Source organism: Streptomyces chiangmaiensis (assembly GCF_036281785.1).
In the GTDB taxonomy this organism is placed as follows: Bacteria; Actinomycetota; Actinomycetes; order Streptomycetales; family Streptomycetaceae; genus Streptomyces; species Streptomyces chiangmaiensis.
On sequence record NZ_JAYWVC010000023.1, the window covers coordinates 16,959 to 36,884 of the forward strand.

Below are 19,926 nucleotides of genomic sequence, written 5' to 3' on the forward strand. Positions count from 1 at the left end.
CGCACGGGAGGTCCTCCTCGCGCTCCGGGAGTGATCCTTGGCCACGGTTGGTACCGCACGCGCAGACTCACCCGCCCCACCCGTACAACGGTGCGCCTCACCGGCGGAAGAGCGCCTTCCGCCCGTACAACCGCAATCCACCCTCATCGGATCCGTGCAGCGGGCGATGCGGCTGCTCGAAGCGGTCGCCGACCGTGAGTACGGGGCACCCGCCAAACAGCTGGCCCGCGAGGTCGGTCTTGCGCTCCCCACGGCGTACCACCTGCTGCGCACCCTGACTCACGAAGGCTTTCTGCGCCGGGAGAAGGGCCTGTTCTTCCTCGGCGACGCCGCCGAGCGGCTGAGCAGCGGTGCGGCCCAGCAGAAACGTCGCAGCATGGTCGACGACGCACTCGCACAATGGCGTGATTCGATCGGTGTCCCTGTGTACTACGCGGTCTATCGCGAGGGTGAGATCGACGTCCTGAGCGTGGCCGACTCCCCGAGCCACCCGGCGGTCGCGGAGTGGGCCGACTTCCGCGAGACCGGGCACGCCCACGCGATCGGTCGGTGCCTGCTGTCACAGCTCGACGAGGAGGCCCGGCGGGACCACCTCGATCGCTATCCTGTGCGGTCGATCACCCCCTACACGGTGCGCGACGAGCACACTTTCCTGCGACGGCTGGAGCGCCTCGGGCGGATGGAACCCGTCTTCGAGCGCCAGGAATACGCGCTCGGAACAGTCTGTGCCGCGGTTCCCATCACCGCAGGTGCGACGGCCGCCACGGTGGCCATCTCCATGCCCGCCCACCAGGCCGACCGGCTGCAGTCCGCGGCATATCAGTTGCAGAGGGAGGTCGGAAGGCTCGTAGGGACACTTGCTCTCTCTATCAACATCTGAAAACTCACTCCTTGTGATCTGCCATGTACTTTCAGCAAACTTCCTGAAGGTGTCAGGCGGATCGTTCCTGGCCAGTCGACGGCTACTGACGGGGTAGGCGATGCGCGAGTCGGTACAGGCAGAGGTCATGATGAGCTTTCTCGTCTCGGAGGAGCTCTCGTTCCGCATTCCGGTGGAGCTGTGCTACGAGACCTGTGATCCCTATGCCGTACGGCTGACCTTCCACTTGCCCGGCGACGCACCCGTGACCTGGGCGTTCGGACGCGAACTGCTGGTCGACGGGGTGGGACGTCCCTGTGGTGACGGGGACGTGCACATCGCGCCCGCCGAGCCGGACACCTTCGGCGACGTACTGATCCGGCTCCAGGTGGGCGCCGACCGGGCGCTGTTCCGATCGGGTGCGGCGCCACTCGTGGCGTTTCTCGACCGCACGGACAAGCTGGTGCCGCTCGGGCAGGAGGGCTCGCTCGCCGATTTCGACGCCCATCTGGACGAGGCGTTGGACCGGATCCTGGCGGAGGAGCAGAGCACTGGCTGAGGCCGTCAGCGGCGCTGTAACGGTTCCTCGCGGGTGATGCGTGCGGCGGGGTGGGGCTTGGGCGGCTCAGGTGCTGTAACGGTTCCTCAGACGTGTCAGGGCCTGGGATGGGGGCGAGTTCCGGACCGCTGCGTCGGCGGCGGGCAGGGAGGCGCAGCACTTTTGCGTCACCGTCTCCACGGCCAGGAAGTCTCATCGCTTGTGGCGGCGCCCCCTTCCCCCGCGTGCCAGGGCCATGACCGGAGCCGTCGTCGTCTCCGGGCGGTCGGCCGAGACCATGAGGGCGGCCAGGGCCGTGGTGACCGGTACCGAGGCGACCAGTCCGATCGACCCCACGAGCGTGCGCACGATCTCCTCGGCGACCAGTTCGCTGTTGGCGACCGTCGCCACACCGCTCTGCGCGATCGAGAAGAGCAGCAGCAGCGGCAGCGCGGCACCGGCGTACGCCAGGACGAGCGTGTTCACGACCGATGCGATGTGGTCGCGTCCGATGCGGATGCCCGCGCGGTACAGGCCGCGCCAGCCCATCGAAGGATTCGCCTCGTGGAGCTCCCAGACCGCCGATGTCTGTGTCACCGTCACGTCATCGAGAACGCCCAGCGAACCGATGATGACGCCGGCGAGCAGCAGACCGCTCATGTCGATGTGCGGGTACAGACCGTGGATCAGACCTGTGTTGTCGTCCGTGTTCCCGGTCAGCGCGGCCCAGTCGATGAACTCCGAGCCCAGCAGACCGATGAGCGACAGCGAGATGAGTGTGCCGAGCACCGCCACCGAGGTGCGGGCCGAGAGACCGTGGCACATGTAGAGGGCGATCAGCATGATGGCGCTCGATCCGACCACGGCCACGAGCAGCGGGTTCGAGCCCTGCAGAATCGCCGGCAGGATGAAGAGACTCAGCACCAGGAAACTCACGGCAAGCGCGATGAGCGCCATGACGCCGCGCATCCGGCCCACGATTACCACGGCGACGGCGAAGATGCCGGCGAGCAGAGCCATGGGGAACTTGCGGTTCACATCGGTGACCGAATACTGCAGATCCCTGGGAGCGGAGGGCTCGTAGGCGACTACGACCTCCTCACCCTGATGCAACTGCCGTGACTGGTCCGGCTGGACGATCTCCGTGAAGGTACGGCCCTTGTCCTTGCCGGTGTCGACGCGCACCGTCGCTTTCTTGCAGGTGCCGCTCGCCTCCTGCTGCGCCGAGGAACCCTCGGCGGTGGAGGTGTCGCCGGTCGGGGTCCCACCCGAGGCGTTCACGGACTTGCAGTCCACCGCCACGACCGTGGTGACGGTCGCCTGCTGTGTCTGCCGGTCGAAGCCGACACCGGTCCGCTTGTGGTCCGGTACGCCGCCGGGCCACAGCACCACGAGGCCGACCACGACCGCCGCGGTGAAGGGGATGAGGATCGCGGCGATGACTCTGCGCAGGTGACGAGAGACGGGGGCGGCGGGGCCGTGGCTGTGGGAGTGGCCGTGCCCGCCGCCGGACCCGTGGCCGTCGCCCGACCCATGCCCAGAGCCGTCTCCGTGCCCGTCTCCGTGCCCGTGTCTGCCTCCGTAACCATGGTCGTGGTTGCCCGGGCCGCGGCCGTGAGGTGGCTCCGAGGGCGGATAGGGGGACGGTTGCTGCATCGTGGTCACCGACCGATCATCGCAAAAATGGCGCGAGGCCTACTGTGCAGGCCGCGGAATTAGACGCTAGCGTGAGAGGACCTTTGCACACGCGGGAGCTCGGAGCACCGGGCTGAGAGGGCGCTGACCTCCGTGGACGCGATGTTTCACGTGGAACATCGCCGGGCGGAAACCGCTGCGTCGACCGCTGAACCTGTTACCGGGTAATGCCGGCGTAGGGAGTAGGTCTCATGACCAACAAGGATGCGCGCACGCCTGCCTCCGACCAGGAGCACATGTCCCCGGAGGCCGGAAAGTCCATTGGCTGGCACAAGGCGTTCATCGAGGGCTCGCGTCCCGATCTGCGGGTGCCGGTCCGTCAGGTGCACCTCACCAACGGGCCGTCGGTCACGCTGTACGACACCTCCGGCCCGTACACCGATCCGCTCGTGGAGACGGACGTCCGCAGGGGTCTGGCGCCGCTGCGAGTGAACTGGATCGCCGCTCGCGGAGACACCGAAGAGTACGCGGGCCGACCCGTCCGTCCCGAGGACGACGGGATCAAGCACACGTCGCCGCGTGGGGGTCTGCGCAACCTCGACGCGGTATTCCCGGGACGGCCGCGCCAACCGCGCCGGGGCCGTGACGGCAAAGCGGTCACGCAGCTCGCCTACGCGCGGCGCGGCGAGATCACGCCCGAGATGGAGTTCGTGGCCATCCGGGAGGATGTGTCACCCGAGGTCGTGCGCGAGGAGATCGCGGCGGGTCGCGCGGTTCTTCCCGCCAACGTCAACCACCCGGAGATCGAGCCGATGATCATCGGCAAGCGGTTCCTGGTGAAGGTGAACGCCAACATCGGCAACTCGGCAGTGACGTCCTCCATCGAGGAGGAGGTCGAGAAGATGACCTGGGCGACCCGTTGGGGCGCCGACACGGTCATGGATCTGTCCACCGGCCGCAACATCCACACCACGCGCGAGTGGGTGCTGCGCAACTCCCCCGTGCCGATCGGCACAGTGCCCCTGTACCAGGCTCTCGAGAAGGTCGACGGGAAGGCCGAGGAGCTGACCTGGGAGATCTACAAGGACACGGTCATCGAGCAGGCCGAGCAGGGCGTGGACTACATGACGGTGCATGCGGGTGTGCGCCTGCCGTATGTGCCGCTGACCGCGAACCGGAAGACCGGCATCGTCTCGCGAGGCGGCTCGATCATGGCGGCGTGGTGCCTCGCCCACCACAAGGAGTCGTTCCTGTACGAGAACTTCGAGGAACTGTGCGAGATCCTCGCGGCGTACGACGTCACCTACTCGCTGGGCGACGGCCTGCGGCCAGGCTCGATCGCCGACGCCAACGACGAGGCGCAGTTCGCGGAACTGCGCACTCTCGGAGAACTCAACCGGATCGCCAGGCGCTTCCATGTGCAGACCATGATCGAGGGCCCAGGTCATGTCCCGATGCACAAGATCAAGGAGAACATCGACCTGCAACAGGAGGTCTGCGACGAGGCGCCGTTCTACACACTGGGGCCGCTGACGACGGACATCGCGCCGGCGTACGACCACATCACCTCCGGTATCGGTGCCGCGATGATCGCGTGGTGGGGCACGGCCATGCTCTGCTACGTCACGCCCAAGGAGCATCTGGGGCTGCCCAACCGTGACGACGTCAAGACCGGTGTCATCACCTACAAGATCGCCGCCCATGCGGCCGACCTCGCCAAGGGGCACCCGGGCGCTCAGGAGTGGGACGACGCGCTGTCCGACGCGCGCTTCGAGTTCCGCTGGGAGGATCAGTTCAACCTGGCCCTCGATCCGGACACCGCCCGTGCCTTCCACGACGAGACTCTCCCGGCGGAGCCGGCCAAGACGGCCCACTTCTGCTCGATGTGCGGGCCGAAGTTCTGCTCGATGAAGATCAGCAAAACCATCACATCGCGATTCGGTGACGCTGCTGTCGGAGGCGCCACACAAGACGAGATCACGGAGGGGATGCTGCAGAAGTCGAAGGAGTTCGCGGCGGGCGGGAACCGGGTGTACCTGCCGGTCGCGGACTGAGGGCGCTGCCGCGTTCATCCGCTGGTACTGAACCTCCTGTGCCGCAGGGGGCCCTCGTGTCCCACCAGGCATGCCCGTCATGAAGGGTGCCGCAGAAATCGAAGGAGTCCGCGGCAAGCGGGAACTGCCCGTTCGAAGGAAACTCCTCTACCCTCTGCCAGGTGATCACGTGCCGAGCGGAGGGGGTGGGTCGTGGTCTCCAAGGATCTGGCCGAGGTGACGTCGCTCGAGCAGTTGGGCGCGCTGCTCGGAGAGCCGACGCCGGCAGCGGCGGACAAGGTGCGGACCAGTCTCCACGAGCACGACAAACAGTGGTTGGCTGCGTCGCCCTTCTGCCTGGTGTCGACCTCGGCCGCCGACGGCAGTTGCGACACGTCGCCGAAGGGCGATCCGGCCGGATTCACGCTGGTCCTCGACGACACGACGATCGCCATACCCGACAGGCCGGGGAACCGGCGCGGCGACGGGTTCCGCAACATACTGAGCAATCCGCAGGTAGGGCTGCTGTACCTGATACCGGGCCGCAGTGACACCCTGCGCATCAACGGACGGGCTCGCATCCTTCAGGACGCTCCGTTCTTCGACCAGATGGTGGTGAAGGGGAACCGTCCGAAGCTGGCGCTGCTGATCGAGGTCGGCGAGGTCTTCTACCACTGCCCGAAGGCTTTGCTGCGGGCCGGGATCTGGAAGACGGAGAGCTGGAACCCGGACGCGGCCCCGTCACGTTCGCGGATCGCCAAGGCTCTTGAGCACCGTCCGGAGAGCCTGGAGGAGCTCGACCGGTACTACGGCCCCCGGTACGGGGAGCGCCTGTACGGCTGAAGTAGGCCGAAGACGTGTGCAACCGCGGGCCTCACGACCGTGCGGGGCGCGTACCCAGGGCGTATGGGAAATGAATGAACGGCGGTCGTACACACGTCCGACACCCCTGGAATCCAGCGAGCGCCGCCCGGAGCAGGTTCGATTCCCGGCGGCGCTCGTCGGTGGCGGTGCTTTCCGGTGGCCTGCGCGGGCCTCTCGGAACTCGGCGCGACGACGGCTCCTCCCACAACCCATCGGAGCGACACGAGTCCCTGGACGCCGCGCACCAGGGCCCTCGGCCCGAAGGCACCGGCCCCCACCCCCTCGTGCCGGTGTCGGCCGGTGGCACCGGCACGGGCGGCCGGCACTTCCTCACTCCGGTCGGTGCTCCGGCCCCCCGAAGTCCGGACTGGTGAAGTCCGGGCTGGTGAAGCTGGGTCGGGGTCCCGCGGGGCCGCTGTCGGGGCTGCTGAAACCCGGCCGGTCGTAGCCGAGGTGCGGGATGCGGCTGGGTGTCGTTTCGGGTGTCTTACGGCTCGTCGCGACCGTGTCCGAGTCGGCGAGCGCCTCGCGGAGGAACGGCAGGATGCCGCGCTCCAGCAGGGCCTCCTGCCAGACTTCCCGGGCCTGGGCCACCTCCACGGCCAACTCGCCTTGCAGGCGTGGTTCGTCGTCGGAGGAGCCGTTGCGCAGGGCGGTGAGCAGAAGTCCGATCGCGGCGATCAGGATCGTCGCCGCGGTCACCGCGCCGAAGACCCACCCGGTGGTCAGGAGGGTCCGGGCGAACGCCTGGTCGGGGTTGACCATCTTGAGGATGTAACCCACGAGCAGGAAGATCACCGCGGCGGCACCGGCGAGGAAGGGGGCGAGCACCGCGATGACGGCACCGGCCCCGGCACTCGTGGCGGCCTCTCCCATCGCGGCGGCAAGCCCCACGCCCTCCATTTCCTGCTCGAGGGAGCGGGTCGCGCTCTCATGGACGGGCGGGGTGGGAGGCGCCGGCCGGCGCAGTTCCTCGCGGACCTTCACATAGTGGTGGTACTCGGTCGCCGCCGCCGCCGCGATGAGAGCGGTGGCGTTCAGCGCCATGGTGCGCAGTTGTTCGGGGTTGAGCCGCTGTCCCACAGCGGCCAGTTCCGGGCGGTGTGGTGCGGAGCGCAGCGCCTCATCGAGGATCCGCTCGTAGTCCTGGCGGTCCTCGCTCAGCAGGTGCTGCGGAACGCTGTTCATGTGCATCCCCCGATGCTCCGTAGGGCTTGGGGCTCGACATGCTGACGAGCCGTCGGGCAGAAACGGAGGGGAGCCTGCTACGGATAAGCCGATGGTAGAGCGGCGACGGCACACGGTGACAGGGGGTTTCAGGAAATTGCACCGCTGAGCCGCGCCGCCTACGACCGTACTGTGCCGGGGTCACGTGCCCCGTGAACGCCTAGCGCTCCAGGGGGAGTTGCTGGACGAGCAGCTTGCCGGCCATGGTCACTCCGCCGTCCATCGCGATCGCCAGCCCGTCCGCGTAGACGTGCGGCCCCTCGACCACCGGGCCGGTGCCGTCCTCGCCCTCTTCCGAGCCGACCTGGCCGAGCAGGTAAGGGATGGGGCTGTGGCCATGGACGACGCGCCTGCCGCCGTATGTCTCCAGCAGGGACCGTGCGGCGTCGGCGCCGCCCTCGTCGCGGAAGGAGAAGCGCTTGGTGAACTTCCGGAACAGGTCCCACACCTCGTCCGCGTCGTTGCGCGTGAGCGTCTCGTGGATGGTGTCGTTGACCGCTTCGATGGAGTCGCCGTAGTCGAGGTACGCGGTGGTGTCCGAGTGGACCAGGAGATGTCCGTCGACCTCCTCGACCGCGTCCAGACGGGCCATCCACTGGAGGTGGTGATCCTGCAGTCGGTCCATGTCCGTCTTCTGGCCGCCGTTGAGCAGCCATGCCGCCTGGAAGGTGACCGTCCCCGCACCGGAGGTGACCGGTGTGTCGCCGAACCGCTTGGCGCCGAGGAGGAGCAGCTCGTGGTTGCCCATGAGCGCCTTGCAGTAGCCGCCGGCCGCGGCGGCCTCCGCGGACAGCCGCATCACCAGATCGATGACGCCGATGCCGTCGGGTCCGCGATCGGTGAAGTCCCCCAGGAACCACAGCCGCGCCGTGCCGGCGGACCAGTGCCCGGCGGAGTCGATGAGGCCCTTCTCCTGAAGCGCCGCCATGAGCTGGTCGAGAAAACCGTGGACGTCCCCGACGACGAACAGCGGCCCCGGACCGTCGGCGTGCTGCTGGGCCGGGACGGACGCGGGGTCGACGGTCGTCTGGAGGGTGTCGCCGCGGTCGACGACAGGGAGGTCCCGCTCGGTGGGCGTATAGGCGTCGGAGTGCTCGTGGGGGTACGCCTCCGGTGCGGTGACGGGCGGGGCGACCTGGCCGGGGGGGATGCTCTGCGCGTACGGACCGGTCTCGTGGACGTACGCGGGCACCCGGAAGTCACGCAACGTCGCCGCCTGCTTTGCCTCGGGTCCCTGACCGGCCCCCTGAGTCATCGACCCCTCCACCATCGCGCCGCATCTGCACCGCTTCGGACTGCCTGGTCGCAGCGGCCCGCGGTGTCGTGGGCCCATCATAGGAATGCGGATCGCGCCATGTGATGACCCAGGGGTGGTGAATCGGGGAAGGGCCCCAGTTCACCGAGGCTTTCGCCCTAAATGGGCGGGGCTTTCCCCCAACCGATGTCCGGACCCTCGGCCGCCCGCGGGCCATCTGGGCGTCGCCCGCGGGTCACCGGCGGCTATCCCTGCTCGGGCGACCGGGGCGGACTGACCGTCGTCCGCGGCGGGCGCCGCTCGGACGACGTGCGGACGATCAGTTCCGTCGGTATCACCTGCTCGACGGGCTGCTCCGACTGCACCCCCTCGATGGCGTCGATGAGGAGCTGGACCACTGCTGTGCCGATCCGGCGCGGCCTCAGCGAGAGCGTCGTGACGGGTGGTTCGGTGTTGGCGTACACGGCGGACTCGCTGCAGCACACGAGCAGCAGATCGTCGGGGACGCGCAGTCCGTAGCGCCGAGCGGCTGCCAGCAGGTCGGTGCCGTTCGGGTCGAAGAGCCCGTAGACCGCGTCGGGTCGGTCGGGACGGGCCAGTAAACGGTCGGCGGCGACGGCGCCCGCGCACGGGTCGTGGGCCGGATAGGCCTCGTAGACGGGGTCCTGTCCGACACGCTCGCACCAATTCAGATACGCGGTCGTGGACAGGTGCGTGTACGTGTCCGTGGTGGTGCCGGTGAGCAGTCCGATCCGGCGGGCGCCCGCCTCCGCCAGGTGGTCGAGGATGCCCAGGACCGCGGCCTCGTGGTCGTTGTCGACCCAGGCGGTGACCGGGAGCGAGCCGGCCGGGCGGCCGTCGGAGACGACCGGTAACCCCTGCCGGACCAGCTCGCTGACCATCGGGTCCTGGTCGGAGGGGTCGATGACGACCGTGCCGTCCAGGGCGACGTTCGACCACACGTCGTGGCGCGAGGTCGCGGGCAGGATGACCAGGGCGTAGCCCCGGGCGAGCGCGGCCGAGGTGGCGGCTCTGGCCATCTCCGCGAAGTACGCGAACTCGGTGAAGGTGAAAGGTTCATCCCCGTACGTCGTCACGGTCAGGCCGATCAGGCCGGACTTGCCGGTGCGGAGGGTGCGGGCCGCGGCCGAGGGGCGATACCCGAGCCGGTCGGCGACCTCGCGAACGTGGCGCCGGGTGGCGTCCGGCAGCCTGCCCTTGCCGTTGAGGGCGTCGGAGACGGTCGTGATGGAGACCCCGGCGGCGGCGGCCACGTCTCTGATGCCCGCCCGTCCCGGTCGGCTTCCTCGGCGGGAGGTCTCCGCCCGGCTCACCTGGTGCTTCCCTGCTGCAGTCATGGCGAGCCGATAGTAGGGCTCGTGCGGTGGGGTGGTGCGGACGCATATGCACCCGTTGACAGGCACGTTTCTGCATGGTCAATTTCCATCAAATGCCTTGGAACTTAAAAGATCTGAACGATCCAACATCAGTACATGACTTGTCGGCACGTATGGGCCTGCCAAGCTCGCCATATTTCGAAGAGGTCTCAACTCACCTTCACGAGGGATGCGCGCCAGGGCGTGAGCCACGGGCGCGTGTCGCAGACGACGACGCGCCCCCCTGGCTGATGCGCCTTTGTGTGATGATGCGCCCCGATTCGTACGGCGATGCGCCCCCGTTTCCATGGTGATGCGAACGGAGGCGTACGCGGTTGTCCACAGCCCATTCGCAGCAGCGCCGAATCCTCATAAGGTGAGAAGCATTGGACGCCGGTGGCGGGTCACGGGCCGGTGATGTGCGCGAGGAGGACTGCAGTGAGCGAGACGAGCCCGAGGCTGCGTGCCGTGCTGGATGACATCCCCACCTACAAGCCCGGGAAGTCTGCCGAGACGGGCGGTCCGGTGGGCTACAAACTGTCCTCGAACGAGAACCCGTACCCCCCGCTGCCGGGCGTGCTGGAGAGCGTGACCGCGGCGGCCTGTTCCTTCAACCGCTACCCGGACATGGCGTGCACGGGCTTGATGAGCGAGTTGTCGGAGCGCTTCGGGGTGCCCCAGTCACACCTCGCGACCGGCACCGGCTCGGTCGGCGTCGCCCAGCAGCTGCTGCAGGCCACGAGCGGCCCGGGCGACGAGGTGATCTACGCCTGGCGCTCCTTCGAGGCGTACCCGATCATCACCCGGATCAGCGGTGCGACCTCGGTGCAGGTGCCGCTCACCCCGGGCGACGTCCACGACCTGGACGCGATGGCGGACGCGATCACCGACCGGACCCGGCTGATCTTCGTCTGCAACCCCAACAACCCGACCGGTACGGTGGTGCGCAGGGAGGAGCTGGAGCGCTTCCTGGACCGGGTGCCGGACGATGTGCTGGTGGTGGTCGACGAGGCGTACCGGGAGTTCATCCGTGACGCCCAGGTGCCGGACGGCGTCGAGCTGTACCGCCGTCGACCGAACGTCTGTGTGCTGCGCACCTTCTCCAAGGCCTACGGTCTCGCGGGGTTGCGCGTCGGATTCGCGATCGCCCACGAGCCGGTGGCCGCGGCGCTGCGCAAGACGGCGGTGCCCTTCGGTGTGAGCCAGCTGGCGCAGGAGGCGGCGATTGCCTCGCTGCGGGCGGAGGACGAACTGCTGGGCCGCGTCGGTTCGCTGGTGTGCGAGCGCACGCGGGTCGTCGAGGCCCTGCGCGCCCAGGGCTGGACCGTGCCCGAGACGCAGGCGAACTTCCTGTGGCTGCGGCTGGGCGAGCGGACCATGGACTTCGCGGCCGCCTGCGAGCAGGCCGGCGTGGTCGTCCGGCCCTTCCCGGGCGAAGGGGTGCGCGTGACGATCGGCGAGGCCGAGGCGAACGACATCTTGATGAAGGTCACGGAAGTCTTCCCCAAGGAGCGCTAGCCGCGCCTCATGCCTGCATGCACCGGCGTGCCCTCGCCGTCCTCGTGGCGGTGAGGGCACGCCGAGCGCGTTCAGGGCCGTCGATCCTCGGGCCCCGGGAGCGGCCGGGTCGCGCCATGGGTCTGCCGGTTTTGGCTCGTGGCCACTCGGCCATCCGCTTAAGGCCCCCCGCCCATCCGGTCTCGAACCCCCATGCGCCATAATTGCTTGTGAATGTGAACGCGTTCACAAACGCGTCCTGATTGCTCCCGTGATGTCTGGGGCAAAAGGGGCAGGCCGCCGCTTGTGGTCACGGCGACGTAAGGAGAAGACGACGTGGACATGGCTCTGGCACCGGAGACTCTGGCGCGATGGCAGTTCGGCATCACCACCGTCTACCACTTCCTGTTCGTCCCCCTGACGATCTCGCTGGCCGCACTGACGGCCAGTCTGCAGACCGCTTGGGCGCGGACAGAAAAGGAGAAGTACCTCCGGGCCACGAAGTTCTGGGGCAAGCTTTTCCTGATCAACATCGCGATGGGTGTCGTCACCGGCATCGTCCAGGAGTTCCAGTTCGGCATGAACTGGTCCGCCTACTCGCGCTTCGTCGGCGACATCTTCGGTGCCCCGCTCGCCTTCGAGGCCCTCGTAGCCTTCTTCTTCGAGTCCACCTTCATCGGCCTGTGGATCTTCGGCTGGGACAAGCTGCCGAAGAGGATCCACCTCGCCTGCATCTGGATGGTGTCCATCGGCACGATCCTGTCGGCGTACTTCATCCTCGCGGCCAACTCCTGGATGCAGCACCCGGTCGGCTACCGGATCAACAAGGAGAAGGGCCGCGCCGAACTCACCGACTTCTGGCAGGTCCTGACCCAGAACACCGCGCTCACCCAGGTCTTCCACACCCTGTCCGCGGCGTTCCTCGCCGGCGGCGCGTTCATGGTCGGCATCGCCGCCTACCACCTGCTGCGCAAGAAGCACATCGCTGTGATGAAGACCTCGCTGCGGCTCGGTCTGGTCACCGTCGTCACCGCCGGTCTGCTCACCGCGGTGAGCGGTGACCTCCTCGGCAAGGTCATGTTCAAGCAGCAGCCGATGAAGATGGCCGCCGCCGAGGCCCTGTGGGACGGCGAGAGCCCCGCGCCCTTCTCGATCTTCGCCTATGGCGACGTCAGCAAGGGACACAACAGCGTCGAGCTGTCCGTCCCGGGGCTTCTGTCCTTCCTCGCCGACGACGACTTCAGCTCCTATGTCCCCGGCATCAACGACACCAGCAAAGCCGAGCAGCAGAAGTACGGCCCCGGCGACTACCGCCCGATCATCCCTGTCACCTTCTGGGGATTCCGCTGGATGATCGGCTTCGGCATGGCGTCCTTCACCATCGGGCTTGCCGGGCTCTGGCTCACCCGCAAGAAGTTCATGCTCCCCGCCCATCTGCGCGTGGGTGAGGACGAGGTGCCGCATCTGGTCCTCTTCCGGAAGAAGGCCCTCGGCCCGAAGCTCACCACGTGGTACTGGCGCATAGCCGTCCTGACCCTGGCCTTCCCGCTCATCGCCAGCTCCTGGGGCTGGATATTCACCGAGATGGGCCGTCAGCCGTGGGTCGTCTACGGCGTGCTGCGCACCCGTGACGCGGTCTCCCCCGGTGTGTCCCAGGGCGAGGTCATCACGTCCATGACCGTGTTCACGCTGCTCTACGCGATTCTCGCGGTCATCGAGGTCAAGCTGCTCGTCAAGTACGTCAAGGCGGGACCGCCCGAGCTCAGTGAGTCCGATCTCAACCCGCCCACAAAGATCGGCGGCGACTCCAGGGACGCCGACAAGCCGATGGCCTTCTCGTACTAGGCCCAGGGAGCGCCCACATCATGCAACTTCACGACGTCTGGTTCGTCCTCATCGCGGTTCTCTGGATCGGCTACTTCTTCCTGGAGGGCTTCGACTTCGGAGTCGGCATCCTCACCAAGCTGCTGGCTCGCGACCGGCCGGAGCGGCGGGTGCTGATCAACACGATCGGCCCCGTATGGGACGGTAATGAGGTATGGCTGATCAGCGCGGGCGGTGCGACATTCGCCGCGTTCCCCGAGTGGTACGCCACGCTCTTCTCCGGTTTCTATCTGCCGCTGCTGATCATTCTGGTCTGCCTGATCGTGCGCGGTGTCGCCTTCGAGTACCGGGTGAAGCGGCCCGAGGAGAGTTGGCAGCGCAACTGGGAAACCGCGATCTTCTGGACCTCGCTGATCCCCGCGTTCCTGTGGGGTGTGGCTTTCGGCAACATCGTGCGGGGGGTGAAGATCGACCGAAATCTCGAGTACGTGGGCACCTTCGGGGACCTGCTCAACCCGTTCGCACTTCTCGGTGGTCTGGTGACGCTGACCCTGTTCACCTTTCACGGCGCGGTGTTCACGGCTCTCAAGACCATCGGGGACATCCGGGAGCGGGCTCGGAGGCTGGCCCGGTGGGTCGGGCTGGTGACGGCCGTCCTGGCGCTGCTCTTCCTCGTCCGGGCGCAGATCGAACAGGGTGACGGCAAGAGCCTGGTCGCGCTGAGCGTGGCGGTGGCCGCGCTCGTCGCGGCGCTCGCGGCGAACCAGGCCGGGCGTGAGGGATGGGCGTTCGCGCTCTCCGGCGTCACCGTCGTGGCCGCGGTCGCGATGCTCTTCCTGACGCTCTTTCCGAACGTCATGCCCTCCACGCTCAACGCGGACTGGAGTCTGACGGTGAACAACGCCTCGTCGAGCCCCTACACCCTGAAGATCATGACCTGGTGTGCCGGGATCGCCATGCCGATCGTCCTGCTCTACCAGGGATGGACGTACTGGGTGTTCCGCAAGCGTATCGGCACACAGCACATCGCCGACGCTGCCGGAGCCGTGCACTGAGTTCTGGTGGGGACGGGCGTTTCGTATGAAACACTCGCCCCCCGGCCGGAAAGGCATGTTTCACGTGAAACCGATCGACCCGCGACTGCTCCGTTACGCCCGGACCACCCGCCTCTTCCTCGTGGCGGTCGTCGGGCTGGGTGCCGTGGGAGCAGTACTGGTCATCGCTCAGGCGATGCTGATCTCCGACGTGGTCGTCGGAGCCTTCCAACGCCACTACGCGGTCGCCGAACTGCGTACCCCTCTGCTCCTCCTGGTGGCCGTGGCGGCCGGCCGGGCACTGGTCTCCTGGCTCACCGAGCTCGCCGCCCACCGTGCGAGCGCGGCGGTGAAGTCCGAGCTGCGCCGACGGCTGCTGGAGCGGGCGGGGGCACTCGGTCCCGGGTGGCTGGGCGAGCAGCGGACCGGATCGCTGGTCGCCCTCGCCACACGAGGGGTCGACGCCCTCGACGACTACTTCTCGCGCTATCTGCCGCAGTTGGGACTCGCGGTCGTCGTGCCGGTGGCGGTGCTCGCACGGATCGTGACCGAGGACTGGGTGTCGGCGGCGCTCATTGTCGGCACGCTCCCGCTCATCCCGCTCTTCATGATGCTGATCGGCTGGGCCGCCCAGTCCCAGATGGACCGGCAGTGGCGGCTGCTGTCCCGGCTGTCCGGGCATTTCCTCGACGTGGTCGCCGGGCTGCCGACGCTCAAGGTGTTCGGCAGGGCCAAGGCGCAGGCCGAGTCCATCAAGCGGATCACCGGTGAATACCGGCGGGCGACGATGCGGACGCTGCGGATCGCGTTCCTGTCGTCCTTCGCGCTGGAACTGCTCGCCACGATCTCCGTCGCACTCGTCGCGGTGACGATCGGCATGCGGCTCGTCCACGGCGACATGGATCTGTACACCGGGCTGGTCATCCTCGTACTCGCGCCGGAGGCCTATCTGCCGCTGCGGCAGGCGGGCGCGCAATACCACGCGGCGGCAGAGGGCCTGTCCGCGGCCGAGGAGATCTTCGCGGTCCTGGAGACACCCGTACCACCGTGCGGTACCCGGACGCTTCCGGACGGGGAGATCGCCTTCGAGGGTGTGACCGTGCAGTATCCCGGTCGGTCCTCCGATGCGGTGTCAGCTGTGTCCTTGACGGTCGGAGCCGGTGAGACCGTAGCCCTCGTCGGACCGAGCGGCGTCGGCAAGACGACGCTGCTGAACGTTCTGCTCGGATTCGTTCGGCCCACCGACGGGCGCGTACGCGTCGGCGGAGCCGATCTCGCCACCGCCGACCTGGGCGAGTGGCGCTCGCGGATCGCCTGGGTGCCGCAGCGACCGCATCTGTACGCGGGCACCATCACCGAGAATGTACGGCTGGCCCGGCCGGACGCGGACGATGCCGCGGTACGCAGGGCACTGGCCGATGCCGGGGCGCTGGAATTCGTGGAGGCCCTGCCCGACGGGGCCGACACAGTGCTCGGTGAGGACGGCGCGGGACTCTCCGCGGGGCAGCGGCAACGGCTGGCCCTGGCACGGGCGTTCCTCGCCGACCGGCCGGTGCTGCTGCTCGACGAGCCGACGGCGTCCCTGGACGGAGCGACCGAGGCGGACGTCGTGGAGGCGGTGCGCCGCCTGGCCGTCGGCCGGACGGTGCTGCTCGTCGTGCACCGGCCGGCGCTGCTCGGGTTGGCGGACCGGGTGGTGCGGCTCGACGCGCAGGAGTGCGCCGCCACGAGCGGCCCCGCGCCGTCCGCATCCGTGGCGCCGCCCCAGCACGCGACACCGCAGGGGACGTCGGCATCCGACGAGCAGACGCTCACCACCGCTCTGTTGCGGCACGGTGGAGTGCTCACCCGCGTCCGCGCCATGGCCGGCCCTCGCCGCGGTCGCCTCGCCCTCGCGCTGCTGCTCGGCAGCCTTGCGCTCGGAAGCGCCGTCGGACTGATGGCCACGTCCGGCTGGCTCATCTCGCGAGCCTCCCAACAGCCCCCCGTGCTGTATCTGATGGTCGCCGTGACGGCGACGCGGGCGTTCGGCATCGGGCGGGCCATGTTCCGTTACGCGGAGCGGCTCGTGTCGCACGACGCGGTGCTGCGGATGCTGGCCGACACCCGGGTCGCCGTCTACCGGCGCCTGGAACGCCTCGCCCCGGCCGGGTTGCGGACCGCGCGGCGCGGCGACCTGCTGACCCGTCTCGTCGCCGATGTGGACACGTTGTCGGACTACTGGCTGCGCTGGCTGCTGCCCGTGGGCGCGGCGCTGGTCGTGTCGGCCGGTTCCGTCGGCTTCACCGCCTGGCTGCTGCCCGAAGCCGGTGCCGTCTTGGCCGTCGGGCTGCTGGCGGCCGGCGTCGGCGTACCCCTGGCGACCGGAGCCGTGGCGCGCCGCGCGGAGCGGAGACTGGCGCCCGCTCGGGGCGCGTTGGCGACCCGGGTCACCGACCTGCTCACCGGGACGGCCGAGTTGACGGTCGCAGGTGCGCTGCCCGAGCGTACGGCCGAGGCCCGGCGGGCGGACGGAGTCCTCACCCGCATCGCCTCCCGTGCTGCCACCGCAACCGCGCTCGGCGACGGGCTCACCACGCTCGTCACCGGTCTGACCGTCGCGGCTGCCGCCCTCGTCGGCGCCCAGGCCGTGGCCGACGGGCGACTCGGCGGTGTGTCCATGGCCGTCGTGGTGCTCACCCCTCTGGCCGCGTTCGAGGCGGTCCTGGGTCTGCCGCTCGCCGTGCAGCACCGGCAGCGGGTACGCAGGAGCGCGGAGCGCGTGTACGAGGTGCTGGACGCCGCCGAACCGGTGCATGAACCGGAGTGGCCGAGGCATGCACCTTCGTCTCCCTTCCCGCTCGTCCTGGAAGGGCTGACCGCCCGCCACGACGGCCGGCGCCGCAACGCCCTCGCCGGGTTCGACCTCACCCTCGAACAGGGCCGCAGGATCGCCGTGGTCGGCCCGTCGGGCGCAGGGAAGACCACACTCGCGCAGGTTCTGCTGCGGTTCCTCGATGCGGACTCCGGTTCCTACACGCTCGGCGGCACCGACGCGTACGCCCTTCAGGGGGACGACGTCCGACGCCTGGTCGGGCTGTGCGCCCAGGACGCCCATCTCTTCGACAGTTCGGTACGGGAGAACCTGCTGCTGGCACGGAAGGACGCCAGTGAGGCGGAGCTGCGCGACGCGCTCGCGCGGGCACGACTGCTCGACTGGGCCGACGACCTCCCCGACGGCCTCGGCACGTTGGTCGGCGAGCACGGCGCACGACTGTCCGGCGGTCAGCGCCAGCGGCTCGCGCTGGCCCGGGCCCTGCTTGCCGACTTCCCCGTCCTGGTCCTCGACGAGCCCGCGGAACACCTCGACCTGCCGACGGCGGACGCGCTCACGGCGGATCTGCTGGCCGCCACGGAGGGCCGCACGACACTGCTGATCACTCATCGGCTGGCCGGTCTCGAGGCGGTCGACGAGGTGATCGTGCTCGCGGAGGGCCATGTGGTCCAGCGCGGTGCCTACGCCCAACTCGCAGCGGTCGAGGGGCCGTTGCGGGAGATGCTGGAACGGGAGGCTCGCGGCGACCTCCTGCGCGACCTGGCCGGACGCACCACCTCGGCGGTTCCGGACTTCGCCGAGGTCCAGGGGGCCGGCTCCCGGTAGGGCGGACGGAGCAGTGGCCGACCCTCCTCCGGGGGATGCCACTGGGCCATCCGAGGCCGTCCTGTCCTCCAGCCGCAGGACGTCGGCAGGACTGCGGCCGCGACACGGGCCACGATCATTGACATGCGATCATCTCACCGTAGTTCCCTGGCTGTTTCCCTGCTCCTGTGCACCGTCGCGGTGTTCCCGGAAATATCCGCCGCAGCCGCCGACGGGGCGTCGGGCGTCGATGTGGCTTCCCGTGCCAGTGTCCTGGTGGAGCGGCTGAACGAGGACGCCACCGTGGCGGCGCGGCAGTACGAGACAGCGCGCCGCGAGGCCGAGAGGCAGCGTTCCATAGCCCGGCGGGACGAGAAGCTCCTCGTCCGCGAGCGCACCCTGATAACGGCCCTGCGCAAGGACCTCGGACGAATAGCCCGCGCCCAGTACCGAATGAGCGGAGGGGTCTCCTACACCTCGCAGACGCTGCTCCTGGACAGCGCCCGCGAATTGATGCAGGGTCATGACGCACTCCCACGCCTGGACCTCGCGGTCGCCAACGCGGTCGCCAGGAGCCGCCGGGCGGAGACCCGTCTGACCGGGGAACAGGCACGGGCCTTGGCGCGGTGGCGGGTGCTGCAGAAGCGGAACGGGGACCTGGCCGCGCGGAACCGGATCCTTCAGACGAAGCTGGAGCTGGCGCGGGGGGTACTGCAGCGCCAGGCCGACGCGGCCGCGGCCGCGAGGACCTGCCGGGGCGCCGTCCATCTGGGCCAGCCGAGACGGAAGATCAGGCACCCATGGGTGGTGCCCGTGGAGGCGTACCGACTCTCCGCGGCCTTCGGCAGCGGCGGCAGCCACTGGGCGCGCGGGCACACCGGCCAGGACTTCGCGGTGCCCATCGGGACACCGGTGCGGGCCGTAGGGTCCGGGCAGGTGGTGCGCGTGACGTGTGGGGGCGCGTTCGGCATGGAGGTCGTGATCAGGCATCCGGGCGGCTACTGCACGCAGTACGCCCATCTCGCCGCCGTCACCGTCGACCCAGGTGACCGGGTGGCGGCCGGGCAGTGGATCGCCCAGTCGGGTACGACGGGCAACTCGACCGGTCCGCATCTTCACTTCGAGGTCCGGGCCACTCCCGAGTTCGGATCGGGCATCGATCCGGTGCCCTGGCTGGCGGCCCGGGGCGTGAGAGTGTGAGGTGCCTCGCCCGGGTCTACAACCGCTCCGCGAGGATCCGCTCGATCACGACGGCCACGCCGTCCTCGTTGTTGGCGACCGTCCGCCCGGACGCCGCCGCGATCACGTCCGGGTGCGCGTTGCCCATGGCGTACGACTGTCCTGCCCAGGACAGCATCTCCACGTCGTTCGGCATGTCACCGAAGGCGACGACCTCCTCGTGCGAGATGCCGCGTTCGGCGCAGCACAGCGCGAGCGTGCTGGCCTTGGAGACGCCGGGACCGCTGATCTCCAGCAGCGCGCTGGGGCTGGACCTGGTGATGGTCGCGCGGTCCCCGACGGCGAGGCGGGCCAGGGCGAGGAAGGCGTCCGGGTCCAGATCCGGGTGGTAGGCGAGGATCTTGAGCACGGGTTGCTGGGAGCCCGCGGCGTCCGGCGCGAGCAGCTCCTCGGCGGGCGCGCGGAGATCCGGGCTCTCGATGTGCAGCTTCGGGTAGTACGGCTCCTGGTAGAAGCCGTACGTCTGCTCGATGGCGTAGACGGTCCCGGGCGCGGCGTCCCGCAGCAGTCGTACGGCGTCGAACGCGTTCTCGCGGGCCAGCTCGCGGATCTTGACGAACCGATGGGTGCCCGGGCCGCCGTGCAGGTCGACCACGGCAGCGCCGTTGCCGCAGATCGCCAGTCCGTGTCCGTGGACATGGTCGCTGACCACGTCCATCCAGCGGGCCGGGCGGCCTGTGACGAAGAACACCTCGATACCGGCCTCTTCGGCAGCGGTCAGTGCGGCGACCGTGCGCTCGGAGACCGACTTGTCGTCGCGAAGGAGGGTGCCGTCGAGATCTGTCGCGATCAGACGGGGTGGAACGGTGGAAGCGGGCGTCTCGGGCTGTCGGGTCGCTGAGGTCACGGGCCTCATTCTCGCGCATATGCCCGCACGGCCGTGCGAAAGTCCGCACAGGTGCGTGGTGACGCCGCTCGCGTCACGC

At 68.9% G+C, this 19,926-nt stretch carries 14 protein-coding genes; 9 read left to right on the plus strand and 5 right to left on the minus strand.

All coding sequences use genetic code 11. The features are described 5' to 3' along the window. Positions 1 to 37 precede the first annotated feature (37 nt). Both VXC91_RS10395 and VXC91_RS10400 read left to right on the plus strand, forming a co-directional pair. A complete protein-coding gene (locus VXC91_RS10395; RefSeq protein ID WP_329506817.1) occupies positions 38 to 880 on the plus strand; it encodes an IclR family transcriptional regulator in 843 nt (280 codons plus the stop codon). Positions 881 to 980: 100 nt separating this feature from the next. Then, positions 981 to 1,418: an SsgA family sporulation/cell division regulator gene (locus tag VXC91_RS10400; protein ID WP_329506818.1), complete on the plus strand. Its 438-nt coding sequence runs from the start codon at positions 981 to 983 to the stop codon at positions 1,416 to 1,418. Positions 1,419 to 1,610: 192 nt separating this feature from the next. Here the strand turns inward: VXC91_RS10400 and VXC91_RS10405 are convergent, their stop codons facing one another. Further along, complete coding sequence (locus tag VXC91_RS10405; RefSeq protein ID WP_408057363.1) at positions 1,611 to 3,053, minus strand: YibE/F family protein; 1,443 nt, start codon at positions 3,051 to 3,053, stop codon at positions 1,611 to 1,613. A 230-nt stretch (positions 3,054 to 3,283) separates the two neighbouring features. Here VXC91_RS10405 and thiC point away from each other — a divergent pair, with 230 nt between their 5' ends. Continuing rightward, positions 3,284 to 5,086 carry a phosphomethylpyrimidine synthase ThiC gene (gene thiC, locus VXC91_RS10410; protein WP_329506820.1) on the plus strand — a complete coding sequence of 601 codons (1,803 nt, stop codon included), beginning with the start codon at positions 3,284 to 3,286 and terminating at the stop codon, positions 5,084 to 5,086. A 192-nt stretch (positions 5,087 to 5,278) separates the two neighbouring features. After that, positions 5,279 to 5,908, plus strand: coding sequence for a pyridoxamine 5'-phosphate oxidase family protein (locus VXC91_RS10415; RefSeq protein ID WP_329506821.1), 630 nt, complete (start codon positions 5,279 to 5,281; stop codon positions 5,906 to 5,908). Positions 5,909 to 6,259: 351 nt separating this feature from the next. Here VXC91_RS10415 and VXC91_RS10420 read toward each other — a convergent pair whose 3' ends face one another. The 3 genes from VXC91_RS10420 to VXC91_RS10430 all read right to left on the minus strand — a co-directional run bounded on the left by VXC91_RS10420 (position 6,260) and on the right by VXC91_RS10430 (position 9,769). Further along, positions 6,260 to 7,123 (minus strand): inorganic phosphate transporter, encoded by an 864-nt coding sequence (locus tag VXC91_RS10420; RefSeq protein ID WP_329506822.1) that lies wholly within the window; start codon positions 7,121 to 7,123, stop codon positions 6,260 to 6,262. Between the two features lie 193 nt (positions 7,124 to 7,316). Continuing rightward, on the minus strand, positions 7,317 to 8,411 hold the full coding sequence (locus VXC91_RS10425) for a metallophosphoesterase (RefSeq protein ID WP_329506823.1): 1,095 nt from the start codon (positions 8,409 to 8,411) through the stop codon (positions 7,317 to 7,319). Positions 8,412 to 8,656: 245 nt separating this feature from the next. Further along, positions 8,657 to 9,769 (minus strand): LacI family DNA-binding transcriptional regulator, encoded by a 1,113-nt coding sequence (locus VXC91_RS10430; protein ID WP_329506824.1) that lies wholly within the window; start codon positions 9,767 to 9,769, stop codon positions 8,657 to 8,659. Between the two features lie 456 nt (positions 9,770 to 10,225). Between VXC91_RS10430 and hisC the strand changes: the two genes are divergently transcribed. From hisC to VXC91_RS10455, 5 genes are all read left to right on the plus strand, one after another. After that, a complete protein-coding gene (hisC, locus tag VXC91_RS10435; protein ID WP_329506825.1) occupies positions 10,226 to 11,305 on the plus strand; it encodes a histidinol-phosphate transaminase in 1,080 nt (359 codons plus the stop codon). 315 nt (positions 11,306 to 11,620) lie between these two features. Continuing rightward, positions 11,621 to 13,129: a cytochrome ubiquinol oxidase subunit I gene (locus VXC91_RS10440; RefSeq protein ID WP_329506826.1), complete on the plus strand. Its 1,509-nt coding sequence runs from the start codon at positions 11,621 to 11,623 to the stop codon at positions 13,127 to 13,129. Positions 13,130 to 13,149: 20 nt separating this feature from the next. Beyond that, positions 13,150 to 14,163: a cytochrome d ubiquinol oxidase subunit II gene (gene cydB / locus VXC91_RS10445; RefSeq protein WP_329506827.1), complete on the plus strand. Its 1,014-nt coding sequence runs from the start codon at positions 13,150 to 13,152 to the stop codon at positions 14,161 to 14,163. A 55-nt stretch (positions 14,164 to 14,218) separates the two neighbouring features. After that, positions 14,219 to 17,782 (plus strand): thiol reductant ABC exporter subunit CydD, encoded by a 3,564-nt coding sequence (gene cydD, locus VXC91_RS10450; protein ID WP_329506828.1) that lies wholly within the window; start codon positions 14,219 to 14,221, stop codon positions 17,780 to 17,782. Positions 17,783 to 17,905: 123 nt separating this feature from the next. Beyond that, positions 17,906 to 18,961 (plus strand): M23 family metallopeptidase, encoded by a 1,056-nt coding sequence (locus VXC91_RS10455; protein WP_329506829.1) that lies wholly within the window; start codon positions 17,906 to 17,908, stop codon positions 18,959 to 18,961. Between the two features lie 16 nt (positions 18,962 to 18,977). Here the strand turns inward: VXC91_RS10455 and VXC91_RS10460 are convergent, their stop codons facing one another. Beyond that, positions 18,978 to 19,847, minus strand: a complete 870-nt coding sequence (locus VXC91_RS10460; RefSeq protein ID WP_408057361.1) for a Cof-type HAD-IIB family hydrolase — start codon at positions 19,845 to 19,847, stop codon at positions 18,978 to 18,980. Positions 19,848 to 19,926: the final 79 nt, after the last annotated feature.